The organism is Polaribacter sp. R2A056_3_33 (genome assembly GCF_019278485.1).
In the GTDB taxonomy this organism is placed as follows: Bacteria; Bacteroidota; Bacteroidia; order Flavobacteriales; family Flavobacteriaceae; genus Polaribacter.
The window spans coordinates 1,031,734-1,049,936 of record NZ_CP058984.1 but is presented as its reverse complement, the minus strand read 5'-3'; the positions used below and the strand labels follow the sequence as shown (position 1 = coordinate 1,049,936).

The window sequence follows — 18,203 nt, the reverse complement described above, 5'->3', positions numbered from 1 at the left end:
GTTTTAAAAGTATAGAAAATAACTAAGATGCCCTATTAATACGTAATTTTAAATATAAAAAACAGTTTTCCTCTTTTTTTTAAACTTCTTTTTATATTCCGGATGTTTAAAAATGTGTAATTTCGTTCCATGCCTACACCCTTAGAACTACAAATTAAAACGTTACCAAATGAACCCGGAGTTTATCAGTATTTTGATAAAGAAGACGTTATTATTTATGTTGGTAAAGCTAAAAATTTAAAGAAAAGAGTGGCTTCTTATTTTAATAAGAATCATGAGAACGGCAAGACGAGAGTTTTAGTAAAAAAGATTGTTCGTATAAAGCATATTGTTGTAAATACAGAAACAGATGCCTTATTGTTAGAGAACAATTTAATTAAAAAATACAAACCGCGTTACAATGTTTTACTAAAGGATGATAAATCGTATCCTTGGCTTTGCATTAAAAAAGAACGTTTTCCTAGAGTTTTTATGACCCGAAGAGTTATAAAAGATGGTTCGGAATATTTTGGTCCGTATACTTCTATAAAAACGGTTAGGGTTCTGTTAGATTTAATTAAGGAGTTGTATCCGCTAAGAACCTGTAAATACGATTTAAGCCATCAAAATATAAATGAAGGAAAGTATAAAGTATGTTTAGAGTATCATTTAAAAAATTGTAAAGGTCCTTGCGAAGGCCTAGAAACCGAGACTCATTACAACAATTCTATCGTAGAAATTAGAAATATTATTAAAGGTAACTTTAAAGAAAGCTTAGAGAAGTTTAACGAAATGATGTTAAATTTTGCAGAAAAAATGGAGTTTGAAGAAGCACAGAAAATTAAAGAGAAACTTCATCTATTAAGCAATTATCAATCTAAAAGTACCATTATAAATCCGTCTATAAATAATGTAGATGTTTTTTCTATTATTTCTGATGAAACACATGGATATGCTAATTTCTTAAAAATTTCTAACGGATCTATTATTCAGTCTCACACTACAGAAATTAAGAAAAAGTTAGATGAAACGGATAAAGAGTTATTAGAATTGTTTATTGTTGAAATTAGACAACGTTTCGATTCTCAATCGCCAGAAATTTATGTTCCTTTTAAAGTAGATTTAGGTGAAACATTAAAAGTTACCGTCCCAAAATTAGGCGATAAAAAGCGTATTGTAGAATTGTCTGAAAGAAATGCAAAATATTATCGACAAGAACAATTTAAGCAGGTACAGATTGTAGATCCAGACAGACATGTAAAAAGAATTATGTCGCAAATGAAAAAAGATTTGCGTTTATCTGTAGAGCCACGTCATATAGAGTGTTTCGATAACTCTAACATTCAGGGTACAAATCCTGTTGCTGCTTGTGTAGTTTTTAAAGACGGAAAACCAAGTAAAAAAGATTACAGACATTATAATATTAAAACAGTTGATGGACCAGACGATTTTGCATCTATGGAAGAGGTTGTTTACAGAAGATACAAGCGTTTGTTAGAAGAAGAACAACCTTTGCCACAATTAATTATTGTGGATGGTGGAAAAGGACAATTATCATCTGGTTTAAAAGCGTTAGAAAGTTTAGGTTTAAGGGGTAAAATAGCCATTATAGGAATAGCAAAAAGATTAGAAGAAATTTATTATCCAGGAGATCCAATACCTTTATATTTAGATAAAAAATCTGAAACATTAAAGATTACGCAATATCTAAGAAACGAGGCACACAGATTCGGAATTACCTTTCACAGAAATAAACGAAGTAAAAGTGCTATAAAATCTGAGTTAGAACAAATACCAGATGTTGGTGAGCAAACCATTACAACCTTATTGCGTAAATTTAAGTCGGCAAAACGTGTTAAAGAAGCTACTTTAGAAGAACTAAAAGAAGTTATAGGAAACGCAAGAGCTATAAAAGTATATGAATATTTTCAACCTAAGAAAAAATGAAAAAACAAATATTAGCCTTTTTATTGTTGCTTTCTATAACTCTAAATAGTCAAGAAAAGCAACCAAAAGTAGGTTTGGTTCTAAGTGGAGGAGGTGCAAAAGGTTTTGCTCATATTGGGGTTTTAAAAGAAATTGACAAAGCTGGTTTACAAATAGACTATATAGGTGGTACCAGTATGGGGGCAATTATTGGAGGTTTATATTCAATAGGATATTCTGGTGACCAGATAGAGCAGATTGTTTTAGAAACCGATTTTATGACACTTTTACAAGATAAGTTGCCTCGAAATTCTGAACCTTTTTTTGAAAAAGAATTTGGCGAAAAAACAGTAATTACTTTGCCTGTTAACAAAGGCTCCATAGGTTTTCCGGTGGCCGTTTCTAAAGGTCAGAATGTATTAAATTTTTTAACAGAATTATCATCATCAGTAGAACTTATTAATGATTTTAAAAAATTTCCTATTCCTTTCTTTTGTATTGCTACAGATGTAGAAAATGGGAGTCCTGTCTTATTAGAAAAGGGTTCTTTGCCTTTGGCTTTAAGGGCTAGTGGATCTTTCCCAACGTTATTAAATCCGGTTGTTGTAGATGATAAATTATTGGTAGATGGCGGGATAGCTAATAATTTTCCTATTAGTATCATGAAGTCTAAAGGAGTTGATGTTGTGATAGGAGTTGATGTGGAAGGTAATTTATATGAAAAAGAGAATCTTAATTCTATTGTGGCTCTTTTAAATCAGATAGTTAGTTATCAGATGTATAAAACTACAGACATAGAAAAAGAAAAATTAGACGTTTATATTCATCCCGTTGTCAATGATTATAATGTGGTTAGTTTTGATGACAAAGAAAATATTTTAGAAATAGGAATTAAAGAAGGAAAGAAATTTAGCAATGTTTTTAAAAAATTAGCAGAAAAGCAAGTACATAAAAGAGAACGTAAAAAGTTAAATTTTGATAAAGAGAAATTTTCAATTACTGATATTAATTTGTCTGGTAGTAATATCTATACAAGAGCTTTTGTTTTAGGTAAAATAAAGATAAAAAAAGGAGATAGTTTAACAAGAAAGGAAATTACAAAAAGAATTCACCTCTTATCTGCTACAAAAAATTACGAACGAATAACGTATAATTTAATTAAAAAAGAAGATAATACGTATAACTTAAAATTGAATTTAAACGAATCAAGTGGGAGTGCTAATCTAAAATTAGGTGTCCATTATGATTATTTATATAAGTCTGGTCTTTTGGCAAATTATAATAAGAAACACTTTCTATTGAATAATGATATGCTTTCTTTGAACCTTGTTTTAGGAGATAATTTAAGGTATAATTTAGATTATTTTGTAGATAATGGATTTTATGTTAGTTATGGTTTTAGATCTAGGTACAATCATTTTAGAACAAACTCTAAGTTTAATTCCATTATATCTCAGTTTCCTACTGTTAGCAGTATTAATTTAAAATATACAGATATTACCAATCAATTTTTTCTGCAAACAACTTTTAATAGAAGATTTGCTCTAGGTTTAGGTGTAGAGTATAAATATGTAAAAGCAACTACAGAAACAATTGCTTCTGAAGCTAATGAAGCTACTGTTTTTGATAATAGTAACTATTTTAATTCTTTTGGCTATTTGAAGTTAGATTCTTATGATAAAAAATATTTTCCTACAAAAGGATATTTTGCAGACTTAAACTTTAAGTGGTACATGGTTTCATCAGATCATAATGATGATTTCTCGCAATTTGCCCAAACAAAAGGAACTCTAGGTTTTGCTACTACCTTTTTAGATAAACTTACGCTACAAGTAACAAGTGAAGCTGGTTTTACATTAAACGATGTAGATTCTGATGTTTTTGATTTTTATTTGGGAGGATATAACCAGAACTATATTAACACTTTTGTGCCTTTCTACGGCTATGAGTTTGGGGAGCTTTCAGATAATACTTATATAAAAACCGAGTTTAATTTAAGATATGCTTTTGCTAGTAAACATTATGCAATATTTATAGCCAATTACGGACGTTTAGATGAAAATGTTTTTAAAAACATAGACCTTTTTACTGATGTTAAATCTGGTTACGCTGTTGGGTATAGTTTTAATTCTTTTGTTGGTCCTTTAGAAATAAAATATACTTGGTCTCCAGATAACAAAGAACAATATTGGTTGTTTAATTTAGGTTTTTGGTTTTAGAAATAAGGCTATAAATATTAGTAATACACTTCTAAAATTAACTTTTATTACCTGTTAATATTATTATAATACTAGATTTCTCTTTTGTAATTACTCCATTGTATACTAAACGAAATAGACATGGATATTAAACGTGTCTGGGTTTTAAAACCTCATAATAAAGAATTTCTTTATGGAATAAGTAGTATAAGGCTTGCTCTTATTTGTGTGTAGTTATGCTTTTAAACACCTTTAACTTACACGTTGTTACTGTTTGCTTTCTATTCACTATACTTAAGAACAATTGTATTTAGAAAGCTATAAAGTAAATAGCAAAAAAAAACCATGAAGCACTCTTCATGGTTTTTTTTGTTACTTATAAATAGATTATAATTTTACTTGTTTTGTGCTTAAGTGAAACTCTTCATACGTTTCTAATAAGCTCATTAAAGCTTTAATTAAATCTTTTGTTTCTAACAATACACTAAAGTATAAAGTTGTGTTTTTAGGACTAGTTTCATCTGTTCTAATTCTTGCAACTTGTTTTTCAATAGAAGATCTTACGCTTTGTAACAACTCATTCTTTTCTATTAATAGGCTATTTAAATTGTCTAATTCTCTATTTTCGAAAATAGCCGCTTCTTTAGTTAATAAAGCAGATAAAGCAACATCAATAGTTTTTAAATCTTTTATTTGACCTTTCTTTAAGTTTTTATGATTGTTATTTACATGTTTGTAGCTTGCTCTAGAAATATAACTAATAGATTGCGCTATATCTTGTAAATAGCCTAAAACCATAATATAAAATCTACTTGCTTCTACAGACGTTTCATCTAAAGATTTAATAAAATAGAAAACGCCATCTTTTAAACCATCTATTTCATCATTAAGTTTGGCAACGTGTTTGTCTGTTTTACGTAATTTATTTAAATCGTGGTTTGCTAAATCATTTACCACATTGGTATATAATTTATTTACACGGTTTATAACTTCAGAAATATGATCTGCACTTTCTTCAATTACTCCATTAATAGTAATTAATTCTGCTCTTTCTATATATACTTGTTTTTTTACTTCTTTAGATTTTCTTCTGTGAATTAGACTGTTTCTTCCAATTAAGAATGCAACAAGCGCCAATAGAATAGGAATCATAACCATATCCCAACTAATTAAATATGCTACTAAAGCTGCAGCTAAAAAGGCTGTAATTGCGGTTAAAAACCATCCACCAACAACATTTATTACTCCGGCAACTCTATAAACTGCACTTTCACGTCCCCAAGCTCTATCTGCCAAAGAAGTACCCATAGCAACCATAAATGTTACATAAGTAGTAGACAATGGTAATTTCATAGAAGTTGCAATAGATATTAAGATACCAGCAACAATTAAGTTAACAGAAGCTCTTACTAAATCGAAAGCAGGTAATTCGTATGTTTTATCTTTCGGTAATTCTATTACCGGTTTTTGAAACTTAGAATCTACATAATTCAATGCCTTTTTCGGGAAAATTTTAGCAATTCCAAAATTAAGACCCATTGCAAATCTTACCACAACTCTAGATAAAGGGTTTGGCTGAAATTTTTCATGTCCTTCTCCCTGACGAGATAAATCGATACCTGTTTTTATTACATTTTGTGCTTTACTAGAAGTCCATAAAGTAACCACCATTATAGCTCCTGCAATTAATAATAACCAAATGTTAGAAGGTACTTTTTTTGCTAAAATACCCATAGAAAATGCATCTGCTTCAATACCAGAAATACTCCAAGACTGGTAGGAGTTCCATGCTGCAATTGGTACCCCTACAAAGTTTACCAAGTCATTTCCAGAGAAAGCCATTGCTAAAGAAAATGTACCAACTCCAATAATCAATTTTAAAATATTAACTTTAAAAAACTGAATTAAAATTTGAGAAATTATAGCCCAGATAACAAAACTTCCTAAAATAATAGCTAATGTGTTTCCTTCAATTAAATGTGCTATATCAGAATACCAAGGAGTTCCTTTCATTCCTTTTATAATGATAAAGTAGGTAATTGCAGTAATTGCAAATCCACCAAATAGCGCACTGATATAAGTAGCTCTCTTATTAAAGTTAAAAGTATAAATAAGTCTTGATACAAACTGTACAAGTGCACCTACAGAGAATGCGACGACAACGGATAATAGTATTCCATTAATAATTTCAAAAGCTTTTTCATGGTTAATATAGCTCCAAATATCTGAAATAGATTGTGCTTCGTTAGCAGATATTTTTATTAAAGAAATACAAACGGCAGCTCCTAAAAGTTCAAATACAATAGAAACGGTTGTAGATGTAGGCATCCCGAGCGTGTTAAAGATATCTAGTAATAAAATATCTGTAATCATTACGGCCATAAAAATGAACATAATATCTTGAAACATAAACATGTTAGGGTTAAAAATTCCTTTACGTGCAACTTCCATCATTCCACTAGAGGTAACGGCACCAAAAAACACCCCTAAACTTGCAATTATCATAATATTTCTTACAGATATTGCTTTTGAGCCTATGGCTGAATTTAAGAAGTTAACGGCGTCATTACTAACTCCTATAACTAAATCTACTATAGCTAAAATAGCTAGAGCTACTAACATTAAAATATATGGATCTCCCATTTTGTTTATTTAATTTTTTTGTTGTGCAAATTTACAAACATATAAAATTGCTAATGTTATGTTTATGTTATCTTAATCGATATTAAAAATGAATATCTACCTGTAGTCTAAAACGCAATTTGTTTGTGTTAAAACCAATATCAGTATAGCTTAGGTCTGTTTGTACTTTTAATTTATGACCTGCAATGTATTTAGATACTCCTAAGGTATATTCATTTTCGGCTCCTTCACCGGTTATTTTTTTGTCTAAAGTTACGTTGGTGTATCGTGCAGATACTTCTATTGTTTTAGATACTAAATATCCTGTTTGTAAATTTAAACCATTACCAACCTGAACAGCATCACCAGTTAAACTGCCATCAGAATTTTTAGCTAATGCATCATCTGCGTTTCTATTTGCATATTCTGCCATAAAGGAAAAACCATTATGTTTATACATCGCATCAAAATAAAGTGTAGAAATATTTGTAGAGAAAAAACCAGTATCATTATACATATAAGAACCTTGGTTACTTCTTGTTTTAGAAGCGTTGTTGTTAAAGTCGTAAGCAAAAGCTAAAGACAGTCTAGGGTCTTTTTCAAATTTTAAATCACTACCTAAATAATCTCCTTTACTGGCAAAATCTCCAAATGGAAATAATTCTATTCTTGTAGTGTATTGATGACCTCCAATATTACCTGTTGTAATATTTCTACCTTCTCCTTGTGCAATTGAAACTGTTTCTTTAACAAGAAATCGATCTGTAAGGTTAAAATGGTGTTTTAATTGAATTCCCATATCTCTGTCTATATTAAAATTACTATTTAATATAGATCTGTTTACCATTTGCATATTGGCAGACGAGATTAAGCGTTCTCTGTTTCCAGGAAGCTTTGTTTGTCCAAACCATAATACAAAATTTCCAGAAAAATTCCATTTTAAAACAGCGTCTAAAATATATCTTGGTGCATCGTGTGTAAACTCAGAAGCACCAGCTTGATCTCTGTTAGATAAACCTAATTCTACTTTATATTTTAGTTTTGGAGAAAAAGCAAAACCATCAAACTTTAGGCGAGATCTTCTAATTAACATAGAAGATTCTGGGTTAGATAGCCCACTACTTGCATCCCATTTAGAAATTGCTAGTGTTTGAAATCTTAATCCAACCTTCATTGTAAAGGTACTGTCTTTACCAACTAAGTTAAAGAGGCCATTTCCAAATTTAGGTGCGTTTGTTTCTTGTGCTTGTATACTTAAAAAAGTACACATAATAATGAGAACTACTACTTTACGTAGTGCTGGGGATTGCATAATTATTAGTTTTTGTCGATGCAAAGAACTGTTAACAATGTTAAATTAAAGTTAATTTAGTATTAAGTAAACAAAAAAACTGCCTTGGTGAGAGGCAGTAGATCATAAATTGTAGTCGACAAAAACTAATTTAATTTATGGTAATCTTTATTTCTAAAGAATAGTTCAAATATCTCACCAAAAATTAAAATGAATGTTTTTTCAAAATTAAAAAAATGTTAACGATTTATACTCGCTTAACATTTAGTTAATGTTTTTGTGATGCAAGCATAATTTAAAGCTAACATAGAATTTACAAATGCGATGGACTTTTGCGGCAGTAAATTATACGAAAAAAATGAAAAAATTTTTATTTATTACTTTTTTAGCTTTTAGCCAATTATTATTAGCACAAAGTACAGGTACATTAAAGGGTATATTATCTGATGGGGAAACAAACAACGAACCATTGCCTTTTGCAAACGTTCTTATTAAAGGAACCGCAATGGGTACAACTACCGATTTTGATGGAAATTATACTTTAAACGTACCAGCAGGGAGTCATACTGTTGTTTTTAGTTTTTTAGGATATAAAACAATTGAAAAGCCAATTACAATTGCAGCAGGAGAGACTGTAACAATTAATCAAATACTATCTGCAGAAGAAGGCGTTTCTTTAGAAGAGGTGGTTATTATGTCTGCTGCGTCTAGAGAATCTGTTTCTGCACTTTTATTAGAACAGAAAAAAGCGACAGTAATTAAAGAAAGTATTGGAGCACAAACTTTATCTAAAATTGGAGTTTCGGATGCTGCAACTGCAACAACTAAAATTTCTGGTGTTACAAAAAGTCAAGGAACGGGAGATATCTTTATTAGAGGGTTAGGAGATCGATATTTATCGACTACTATGAATGGTTTACCTGTACCTTCGGACGATGTTGAAAAGAAAAACATCAACTTAAATCTTTTTTCTACAGATATTATTCAAAATGTAGGTATTAGTAAAACATATACAACTTCTGGTTATGCAGATCAAGCTTCTGGTAATGTAGATGTAGTAACAAAAGATTACTCTAAAAAAGAATATACTGTAGGTATAAACGGAGGAACAAATACAAATGTATTAGGTTACGATGGAGATTTTAGAACTACAATAACAAATAATGATGTAAGTTTAGGGTTTCATAAAAAACAATATGCTTTACAAGATTTAATATCTAGACAAGGTTGGGATACAGAGACTATATCTGCACAACCTATAAATTATAGTGGATCTTTATCGGCTGCTCAAAAATTTGAAATTTTTGGTAAAGATTTATCTTTCTATGTAAGTGCAACACACTCTAAGTCTTATGATTATTATTCAGGAGAGTTTCAGAGTTTTAGACAAAACCGTAGTGATAATAAATTTTCTGATGTAGAAAGTTTTACAACGAAGACAAACACATCTGGTTATGTTAACTTTAAATTGAAATTGAATGATGCTAATAGTTTTAAGTTTAATACCTTATTTGTAAACAAGAGTTCTAATAATTTATATGAACAAGGAAGAAATGGTTTAGGTTTTGTTTATGATCAAGATCCTCAACAAGATGGAGCTTTTGTTAGAGATCAAAACTTTAAACAAACTACAATGGTTATTAATCAATTAATGGGAGAGCATGACTTAAACGAAAACAATACGTTAACTTGGGCTGGTGGTTATAATTTTGTTTTAGCAGAAGAACCAAATAGAATTAGAAACGAAGTTAATATTTTAGATGTAGCAAGTTCATCAGAAATTCAATTTGCACACGTAGGAGATTATCAGCAAAGAAAATCTACTCAAAAAATTGAAGATGTAGAGTACAATGCTTATGTTAAAAATAACTGGAAATTTGGTAACCTTAATGAAGAGGGAGATAAGCCTTTTGCGCTTAATTATGGTGTAAATTATAGAAGGAAAGAAAGAGATTTTAAATCACAAGCAATTGGAGTTTTAGCAAGAAATTATAAAGCACCTTCTGTAGATGAATTATCTTCAACTTTTGTCCAATCTAATTTTGATAATGGTTTAAACCTTAGAATAGGAGAAGTAGATCTTTTCTCTGGAGAACTAAATGTTTTAGCTGCTTTTACAGATTTTAACTTTACTTTAAATGAAAAGTTTTCGGGTAACTTAGGTTTGCGTTTCGAGAGAGACGAAATTAATGTTTCTTGGGATGTAGCGAACTACGTAGGTAGAATAGGTAATACTAGTAAAACTTACGAAAACTTGTTTCCAAGTCTTAATTTAAAATATGAAGTTGCAGAAAACCAATATATACGTTTTGCAACAAGTCTTACACAAACTTTACCAGAATTTAAAGAATTATCTCCTTTTGAGTATGTTTCACCAACTGGTCGTGTTTCTAAAGGTAATCCAGATTTAGAAAAATCTGATGTTATAAATGTTGATTTAAAATGGGAGTTTTTTCCTAGTAGAGGAGAAGTTTTCTCTGTAACAGGATTTTATAAAAATATAAAAAACCCAATTAACTTGGCCCAGTCAAGAGGTTCTTCTGGTAACTTTATTTTCTATAATACAGGAGAGAAAGCAACAGTAAAAGGATTAGAGTTAGAAGCTAGAACAAGTTTTATTAAAAATGAAGATGATGATACTGTTTTAGGTTTTAATGCGAACTTAACTAAAATGTGGTTTAGCCAAGATTTAGATGATGTTTTTCAATATAAAGGAAAAACAGAATCAAACTTACAAGGAGCTTCAGACCTTATTGCAAATGGTAGTTTAAGTTATAGTAGTAATAAAGAAAAAGAATTTGTTGCAACTTTAACAGGTAATTATTCATCAGATAAAGTTTTTGCTTTGGGATCTCCAGAAGATTTTGTGAATAGCGCAACACTTTATAATGACGAAATTATAGAAAAAGGTTTTGTTTCTCTTGATTTAGTTTTAAGTAAAGAATTAACGGATAGATTAAGTGTTAAATTGGTTGGTAGAAACTTATTAAACCCAGAGATCAAACAAACGCAGTTCGTAAGAAATGTAAATACAGAAATAGAAACAAATGAAACAGTTTCTAACTATAAACAAGGGGTTCAATTAACTTTAGGAGTTAAATATGCTTTCTAATTAAAGAATTTTTTTAAATAATTTAAAAAGTCTAGAAGTTTACTTCTAGGCTTTTTCTTTTTTAAATACTATTTGTTATTAGCTGTTAAAACGAGGTAACAATTAGTTAACAAAGCCGTATTTATCTAACATATTATTAATATTTAGTTAAGGTTATTTAAATGGTTCAGTAGTTTCTTTGCATGAAAATAAACAATAAACAATACAAACAAAAATGAAAAGATCAATTTTTAATAACTTAAGTGTTGTAGCATTAGCATTTGCTATGACTTTTGCAAGTTGTACTAGTGACGAACCAGCATTACTTAATTCTGATGTTCAAGAAAATTTAGAAGTAGGAATTTTAAAAGGAAGATTAGATTCTGATGTTACTTTAGATGCTAGTATTACTTATAAATTAACTTCATCTTTTATTGTTCCTGAAGGATATACTTTTACAATACCAGCTGGTACTAAAATTGAAGCGTTAGAAGGTGGTACAGATGTTTATATTGCAGTTTTACAAGGTGGAGCAATTAATATTAACGGTACACAATCTAGCCCAGTTGTAATTTCTACAGCTTCAGGAGAAGCTAACGGATGGGGTGGATTAACTATTTGTGGTTACGCTACTACTAGTGCAGGTGTAAATGCAGAAGCTGAAGTAGGTGGTTTTATCTATGGTGGATCTAATGATGCAGATAGTTCTGGAGCTATTTCTTATTTACAAATAGCTGGTACTGGTGCTCAAATTAATTCAGAATCTCAATATAACGGAATTTCTTTTTACTCTGTAGGTTCTGGTACTTCTGTTAGCAATATTGCTGTACTTAATGGTGCAGATGATGGTGTAGAATTTTTTGGAGGTGCTGTTTCAGTTACTAACTTATATGTAGAAAATGTACAAGATGATGCTATCGACTGGACAGAAGAATGGTCTGGTAACATTTCAAATGCTTATATATCTAATACAGAAGATGGTTTTTCTACTGTTTTTGAAGGAGATAAAGCGAACGGAAACCCTACTTTTGATAATATTACTGCAGTTTCTACTGTTGGTGGTACTGCTTTACAATTCAAAGCTACTTCTGGAGGTACAATTACAGGTCTTTCTTTAGTTGGTTATGATGTAGATTTAGACATGAAAGATGGTGGTGATGTTTCTAACGTTACTTTTTCACAAGGTTATACTCCAGTTGCATTAACAGAAGATCAAGCAACAGACGGATATTTCTATGCTTTAAATACTTCTGCAATTTCCACAGTTACTGCAGCAGATTTCCCTTGGGTAGATACTGATGTTTCTTTTGAATCTAACTTATTACAAGGAGCTGTTACTGGTGATGTAACATTAGATGCTTCTATCGCTTATACATTAAGTTCTTCTTATATTGTACAAGATGGTGGTAAATTAACAATACCAGCAGGAACTAAAATTACTGCTAGAGATGGTGGTACAGGAGTTTATATCGCAGTTTTACAAGGTGGTGAAATAGACATACAAGGTACTGCAGCAAATCCAGTAGTTATGTCTTCTGCTTCAGGTGAACCTGGAGATTGGGGAGGTCTTACTTTATGTGGTAATGCTACAACTAGTGCAGGTGCAGGTGCAGAAGCAGAAATAGGTGGTTTCATTTATGGTGGAACTGATGATGCAGATAGCTCTGGTTCTATTAAATATTTAGTAATTAAAGGTACTGGTGCTCAAATTAATTCAGAATCTCAATACAATGGAGTTTCTTTCTACGCTGTAGGATCTGGAACTACTGTAGAAAACGTTTCTGTAATCAACGGAGATGATGATGGTGTTGAGTTCTTTGGTGGTACTGTTTCTGTATCTAACTTATACTTAGAAAACAATAGTGATGATTCTATAGATTGGACAGAGTCTTGGTCTGGTTCTGTAACGAACGCTTATATTTCTCATTCTGTTGCTGGTTTTTCTACTGTTTTTGAGGGTGATAAAGCTAACGCAAACCCTACATTTACTAATATTACTGCTATCTCTACTGTTGGTGGAACGGCTTTACAGTTTAAAGCTACATCTGGTGGTACTATTACTAACTTATATTTAGAAGGTTATGATACTAACATAGACATGAGAGATGATGGTCCTTTAGCTAACGTTGTAATTGAAGGAGCTGCTGCAACTACTACAGCTGCTTATAATACAGGTACACAAGTAGATGTTACTTCTTGGACTTGGGTTAATGCAGGTTTATAATAAACTTTGGTAATTGTAAAATTACTTAATTATATATTTCTTAAAATCTCTTGAAGCATTGCTTCAAGAGATTTTTTTATTTCATATTGTACAGTGTAAATAAAAGCTATTCTCTAACCATTTATAAACAGTACTTCTAGGTGTATTCAAATTGATGTATACAGAAGTTTAAAAGGATGTTATTCGGGAAAGTATAGTTGTATAGGTAACAAAAAAAACGCACCTTAGAGTGCGTTTTTTGTTTTATAAAGTAAGAAATGTATTAGAATCTCCAACCAATATTAACACCTAATCTAGGTACTAAAGTAGGTGAGTCAGATCCAAATAAGTTTCTACCAACACCAGCGTGTACATCAATAGTTAAACCACTTCCTGTAATATACTTTGTACCAACAGCAACACCTAAGGCACCATCTGTATATTTGTTATCGTAAACTCCAGGGTTGTTTTCTTCATCAGATTCTTCTTTTCCAGAATTGATTCCTAAAAAAGCTTCACCAAAAAAGTTCCATTCTTCGTTTGTAGAAAAATAATTACGGTAATAAGGTGTAATCATAGTGTTTTCATTGTATCTAAAACTATCATCTTGATTGGCTAAGTTAAATAAAGCAGAAATACCAAAAGAAGAACTTTCAGAGATGTAGTTCTCATACGAAAACTCTAAACTTTTTATAACCAATGCATCTCCAATGTCTAATTTAATTTCTTGTTGTGCGTAGCTTAAAGTACTCGCTAAAAGTCCGAAAGCTAAAAGTAATTTTTTCATGTTTTTTGTTTTTTTGTATTTAATGATTTTTATAGAGTGCAAATCTAATAAATAAGATTGGTTTTAGAATCTATATCCTAAAGAGATTCCACCTCTACCTACAGCCTCTAAAGAGCTATTATCTCCACCTAAATTGCGTCCTAACCCTAAATATATTTCTGTTGTAAAGCCTTTTTTAGAAATAAATTTTCCTCCAACAGAAATACCAACAGCAAATTCCGTTTTAGTATCTCCATTATAAGAACTATTATAATTTCCATAACCATCAATATAATAGTCGTAATTATTGTTTTCATAAGAATGCAACATTCCAAAACCTTCTACAAAAAAACCTCTTGCAAATTTGCTAGAGAAGTATCTTCTATAAAAAGGCGTTAAAGAAAATTTTCGATACTCATCTACATCTTCATTTTTGTCAAACCCAACTAGAACTCCAACTCCAAAAGAAGATTCATCATTAATTAAATATTCATAAGAAACATCTATCCATTCAAAAGCTAGCGCACCTAATACATTTAATTTTACTTCGTGTTTTTTATTGATGTCTTGTGGATGTTGTTCTTCTTTTTCTTGAGCAATAGAAATTGCTGAAGTAAACAATAGAAGAAATAATGTAATTTTTTTCATAATAGATTTTTTGGTTGATGTAACAAACGTATTAAAAAAGTACCCAAGTTTCTAAAAAATAGCTCTTAATTGCACACTTCCGGTATGGATTGTTTTTGTGCTTTCACTCTTTCTACCCAAATAAGATAAATTCAGATTTAAAAAAGTATTTAATTTTTGATTGAATAAAAGATTCCAAGTGTAATTTTTTCCATCTTGTAAACCTTCTAACATTTGGTAGGCAACGGGCGAGTTGGTATCTCCTGTAAAGTCATTCAAAAACACGTTTGCGTTGGCAGAAATTTGATTCTTTTTACTGTTGATGTAGAAATATTCAATTCCGAATTTTTGTTGCTTCAAATGTTCAAAATCTGCCAGTTGGTTCTCTTTGTTTTTAAAGTGATAAAAAGCCGTTAAACGATTGCTATCATTGTATAAAAAACTAATTTTTGGTTGAAATTCGATGGCATTAATTGTATAGTTTCTATTGTTAAAATTGGCTGTTTTTAAATCGTTTTCAGCGGTTTTCCCCATTAACTCAAGCAACCAAAAAGTTGCAAATTTATGTGCAAAATCTAGCTGATGTAACTCAATGTTGTTTTCTTGGTTTCCTATAAAGTATTGTTGCTTATTTCTGTTTTTTCCGTAGGTGTAGGTTGTGCTATATTTTTGAAGATTTCTGTTGAAATAAAGACTATTTCTAAGACTGAAATTTAAACCAATCAGTTTACTTTCATCAAAATCAAAAGGATTAAAATTAAAAGAATTTCCTATTCTTTGCTGTTCATTTTCTACACTTAAAAAACTCTGATTGTAAAAATTAGAAAGCAATTTTTTAATCCCATTTTTAGCTGTCCAAATTCTTGGATTTAATGTTATAGACTGTGTAAATTTTGCACGTTGCGTAGCAATAAATTGTAAGTTTGGTTTTGGTAAACGCAAATATTCTGCTTGGTCTTGAAATTCTGCAACTTCAAATTCATCAAAATCCTTAACGCCGTCGCTGTTATAATCTATCCAAGTATAATAGCCTAAACCAGGTTCTGTTTTTACGTAAATATATTCTTGTTGGGCAACGTTACCCGATGAGGTTTCATAAACGGTTCCTAAATTGATAAAACTATTAAATAATTCCTGATTAAAAACAACTTTAGAATTTAACGATTTTTCATTGTCTGTAAACTTGTTTTCTGTAAGTCTGTAATTGGCAAAAACACTTAAATTGGTTTGTTTGTTCTGAATGATTTTACTGTTGATGTAAAACGTTTTTCTATTGTTGATTTCTGTAAAACTATTCGATTTTATACTGTCGTTATTTCTGTAATTAAACCCCATTTTAGCAAACACATTGGTAGAGTCTCCAATACCAAAATAAGTTTCATATTCTTTAAATTTATGACTTGTATTGATAAATTCTTGTGAAGTAATATCTTTTCTACTATTGGTTTCAAAATTAATAAACGCACCCAACCATTTTTTATTAAAATCGTGTTCTGCTTTCGCTTTTGCTGTAAAAAAGGAGTTATCTTCTGTGGTTGAGGTATTTTTTAAAAAACTACCATTTACATAAAAAGAAGTGTTTTTTAACTTCATTTTAGATTGTAGTTCATGTTTGTTACCAGAAAAAATATCTTTATATGTTAAGTTGTTGTATCGATATAAAATAAAATCTTCCTTTTTATTTTGTAAACTAAATTCCGATTGAAAATAACTTTTAGTAGCGTCGTTTGTTAAGATATTCCAATCTCTATTAAACTCTACAGATTCCCAACGTTGTGCAGTTTTAAAATTATTTTGTACAAATTCATGACTCATATTACTCTGTAATTGCCATTTTTTATCAATTAAAGTTTGCTGCCAATTTACCTTTGTTGCAATGGCTTTATTTTGGGCATCATCTATGGTAGAAAACAAATTGGCATCATTATTACTAAGTGCAACTTCTGTATTAATAATCGTTTTTTCTGAAGGATTGTATGCAGATTGTACGATAAACAACTGAGATTTTGTTGGTGGAGTTAAACGGATGATAGGATTGTAACTCCCTTGATTTGTGCCCACAAACAAAAAGATATTACCGATTGCTGTGGTTTCATCTAAAACATAATCTCCTAAATTGTTACCAACATTAGAAAAAGTTACCGTGTACAATTCATCTGTAGCGTTGTTGGAATATTCAAAAATTTCTTCACTTCCATTAAGTACCTTTTTATACAAGATTTTATTATCATTAAAAGCATCTTCATAGGCACTTTCTGCAATCATTAAATCTGTATTGTTACCTGCACTTTCTAAGATTTGCTTTTGTTCTGTAGTTAAATTTTGCTGAATGGGTTGGTTTTTAGCATCATTCTCCGAATAAAAATAACCAGCGATGCTAAATTTTTCACCTTCATAGGAAGCTTCATCATATGTTATAAAACGCGTATAGTTTCTTTCTGAATACTGAAAATCAATCTGAATTCTCATATCATTGGTGATTGGATAAGTAGTGTTGAACTCTATTTCTCCAAGATTATAATCGATGGTATAATCGTTTTCTTCTCCACGTTTAATCTGAATTCCGTTGATAAATACCTTCTCGCTACCTTCAATAATTAAAATAGCAGTTTCATTATTGGCTCCTAAAATTTTATAAGGACCTTGGTTGCCTTCTACACTTGTAATGTTATACGAGCTAAATCGTCCTCTTACAACTGCACCAGAAGCAGCAACTTTAAAATTGTCGTTTAGCTGGGCTTCTACCAATAAACCAGAAACTTGTTTGGTAAAAGGTAAGAAGTAACTTTTGGTGTTTTGTAATGAAATATCACCTGCTTTTACGCGCCAATTATCTGTAAACATTTCAATAAAAATACGATCGAAATCAGTAATATTTTGTGAATATCCATTTTCTTGAATGGGAATATTGGTGTCAAAAATATTGGCTCTTAAGGTAACGTCTTTAGAGAGTTTACCCGATATTTCTAAATCTAAAGCAGAGTTTGTTACTGCATTCTGGTTATTACCAGAAGTAATTCCTCTAGTGATAAATCCTTTGGTTTGTAAACCATCAAATAATTTTATGTCCGATGCTTTTTTATTGGTGGTTAAACTGTATAATTTACCCGTATTTGTGCCATTTGGTAGGATAAATTTATCATCAAAAGGTGTGTAAACTTTAGTAATAAAATCTGGAAGCCTAAAATATTCAACCGTAATTTCTGTATATTTTTTTGAGTTGATAATTAAAATAGCATTGCTAAAATCGATGGTATATTCAGAAAAAGGAATTTCCTTTGAAAAAGCATTGACTACTTTAAATTTCTGCGGATTTAAAGCCACAGAATCTAATTGAATGGTATCTTTTTCAATCAAATATTTTTGCACTCTAAAATCTTTAGATACAGTTTGAGATTGGATTGAGAATCCAATAAAAAGTAAAAAGAAGAAGAGAACTCTTTGAATCATAAAAAACTATATGTTCTAAACGTAAAAATATGTTTTTTAATGTTTGAAAA

Annotated in this window: 9 protein-coding genes; 4 read left to right on the top strand and 5 right to left on the bottom strand. The window is 30.3% G+C overall.

Annotated elements, in window-relative coordinates:
* The first annotated feature begins 129 nt into the window (after positions 1-129).
* On the top strand, positions 130-1,926 hold the full coding sequence (gene uvrC, locus H0I29_RS04400; protein WP_218754549.1) for an excinuclease ABC subunit UvrC: 1,797 nt from the start codon (positions 130-132) through the stop codon (positions 1,924-1,926).
* Positions 1,923-4,124: a patatin-like phospholipase family protein gene (locus tag H0I29_RS04395; RefSeq protein WP_218754548.1), complete on the top strand. Its 2,202-nt coding sequence runs from the start codon at positions 1,923-1,925 to the stop codon at positions 4,122-4,124. The genes uvrC and H0I29_RS04395 overlap by 4 nt, the downstream gene beginning before the upstream one ends.
* Positions 4,125-4,490: 366 nt before the next feature.
* Here the strand turns inward: H0I29_RS04395 and H0I29_RS04390 are convergent, their stop codons facing one another.
* Together H0I29_RS04390 and H0I29_RS04385 are read right to left on the bottom strand one after the other, a co-directional pair.
* On the bottom strand, positions 4,491-6,746 hold the full coding sequence (locus H0I29_RS04390; protein ID WP_218754547.1) for an inorganic phosphate transporter: 2,256 nt from the start codon (positions 6,744-6,746) through the stop codon (positions 4,491-4,493).
* Positions 6,747-6,828: 82 nt separating this feature from the next.
* Positions 6,829-8,037 carry a porin gene (locus H0I29_RS04385; protein WP_218754546.1) on the bottom strand — a complete coding sequence of 403 codons (1,209 nt, stop codon included), beginning with the start codon at positions 8,035-8,037 and terminating at the stop codon, positions 6,829-6,831.
* A 337-nt stretch (positions 8,038-8,374) separates the two neighbouring features.
* Here H0I29_RS04385 and H0I29_RS04380 point away from each other — a divergent pair, with 337 nt between their 5' ends.
* Positions 8,375-11,128 (top strand): TonB-dependent receptor, encoded by a 2,754-nt coding sequence (locus H0I29_RS04380; protein ID WP_218754545.1) that lies wholly within the window; start codon positions 8,375-8,377, stop codon positions 11,126-11,128.
* A 214-nt stretch (positions 11,129-11,342) separates the two neighbouring features.
* Positions 11,343-13,331 carry a hypothetical protein gene (locus H0I29_RS04375; protein WP_218754544.1) on the top strand — a complete coding sequence of 663 codons (1,989 nt, stop codon included), beginning with the start codon at positions 11,343-11,345 and terminating at the stop codon, positions 13,329-13,331.
* Between the two features lie 262 nt (positions 13,332-13,593).
* On the opposite strand, the gene H0I29_RS04370 is transcribed toward H0I29_RS04375, so the two are convergent.
* The 3 genes from H0I29_RS04370 to H0I29_RS04360 all read right to left on the bottom strand — a co-directional run bounded on the left by H0I29_RS04370 (position 13,594) and on the right by H0I29_RS04360 (position 18,153).
* Entirely contained in the window at positions 13,594-14,097 is a 504-nt protein-coding gene (locus tag H0I29_RS04370; protein ID WP_165731828.1) for a DUF3575 domain-containing protein, read from the bottom strand.
* A 63-nt stretch (positions 14,098-14,160) separates the two neighbouring features.
* Positions 14,161-14,724, bottom strand: a complete 564-nt coding sequence (locus tag H0I29_RS04365; RefSeq protein WP_218731652.1) for a DUF3575 domain-containing protein — start codon at positions 14,722-14,724, stop codon at positions 14,161-14,163.
* Between the two features lie 51 nt (positions 14,725-14,775).
* Complete coding sequence (locus H0I29_RS04360) at positions 14,776-18,153, bottom strand: hypothetical protein (RefSeq protein ID WP_218754543.1); 3,378 nt, start codon at positions 18,151-18,153, stop codon at positions 14,776-14,778.
* Between the last annotated feature and the right edge of the window lie 50 nt (positions 18,154-18,203).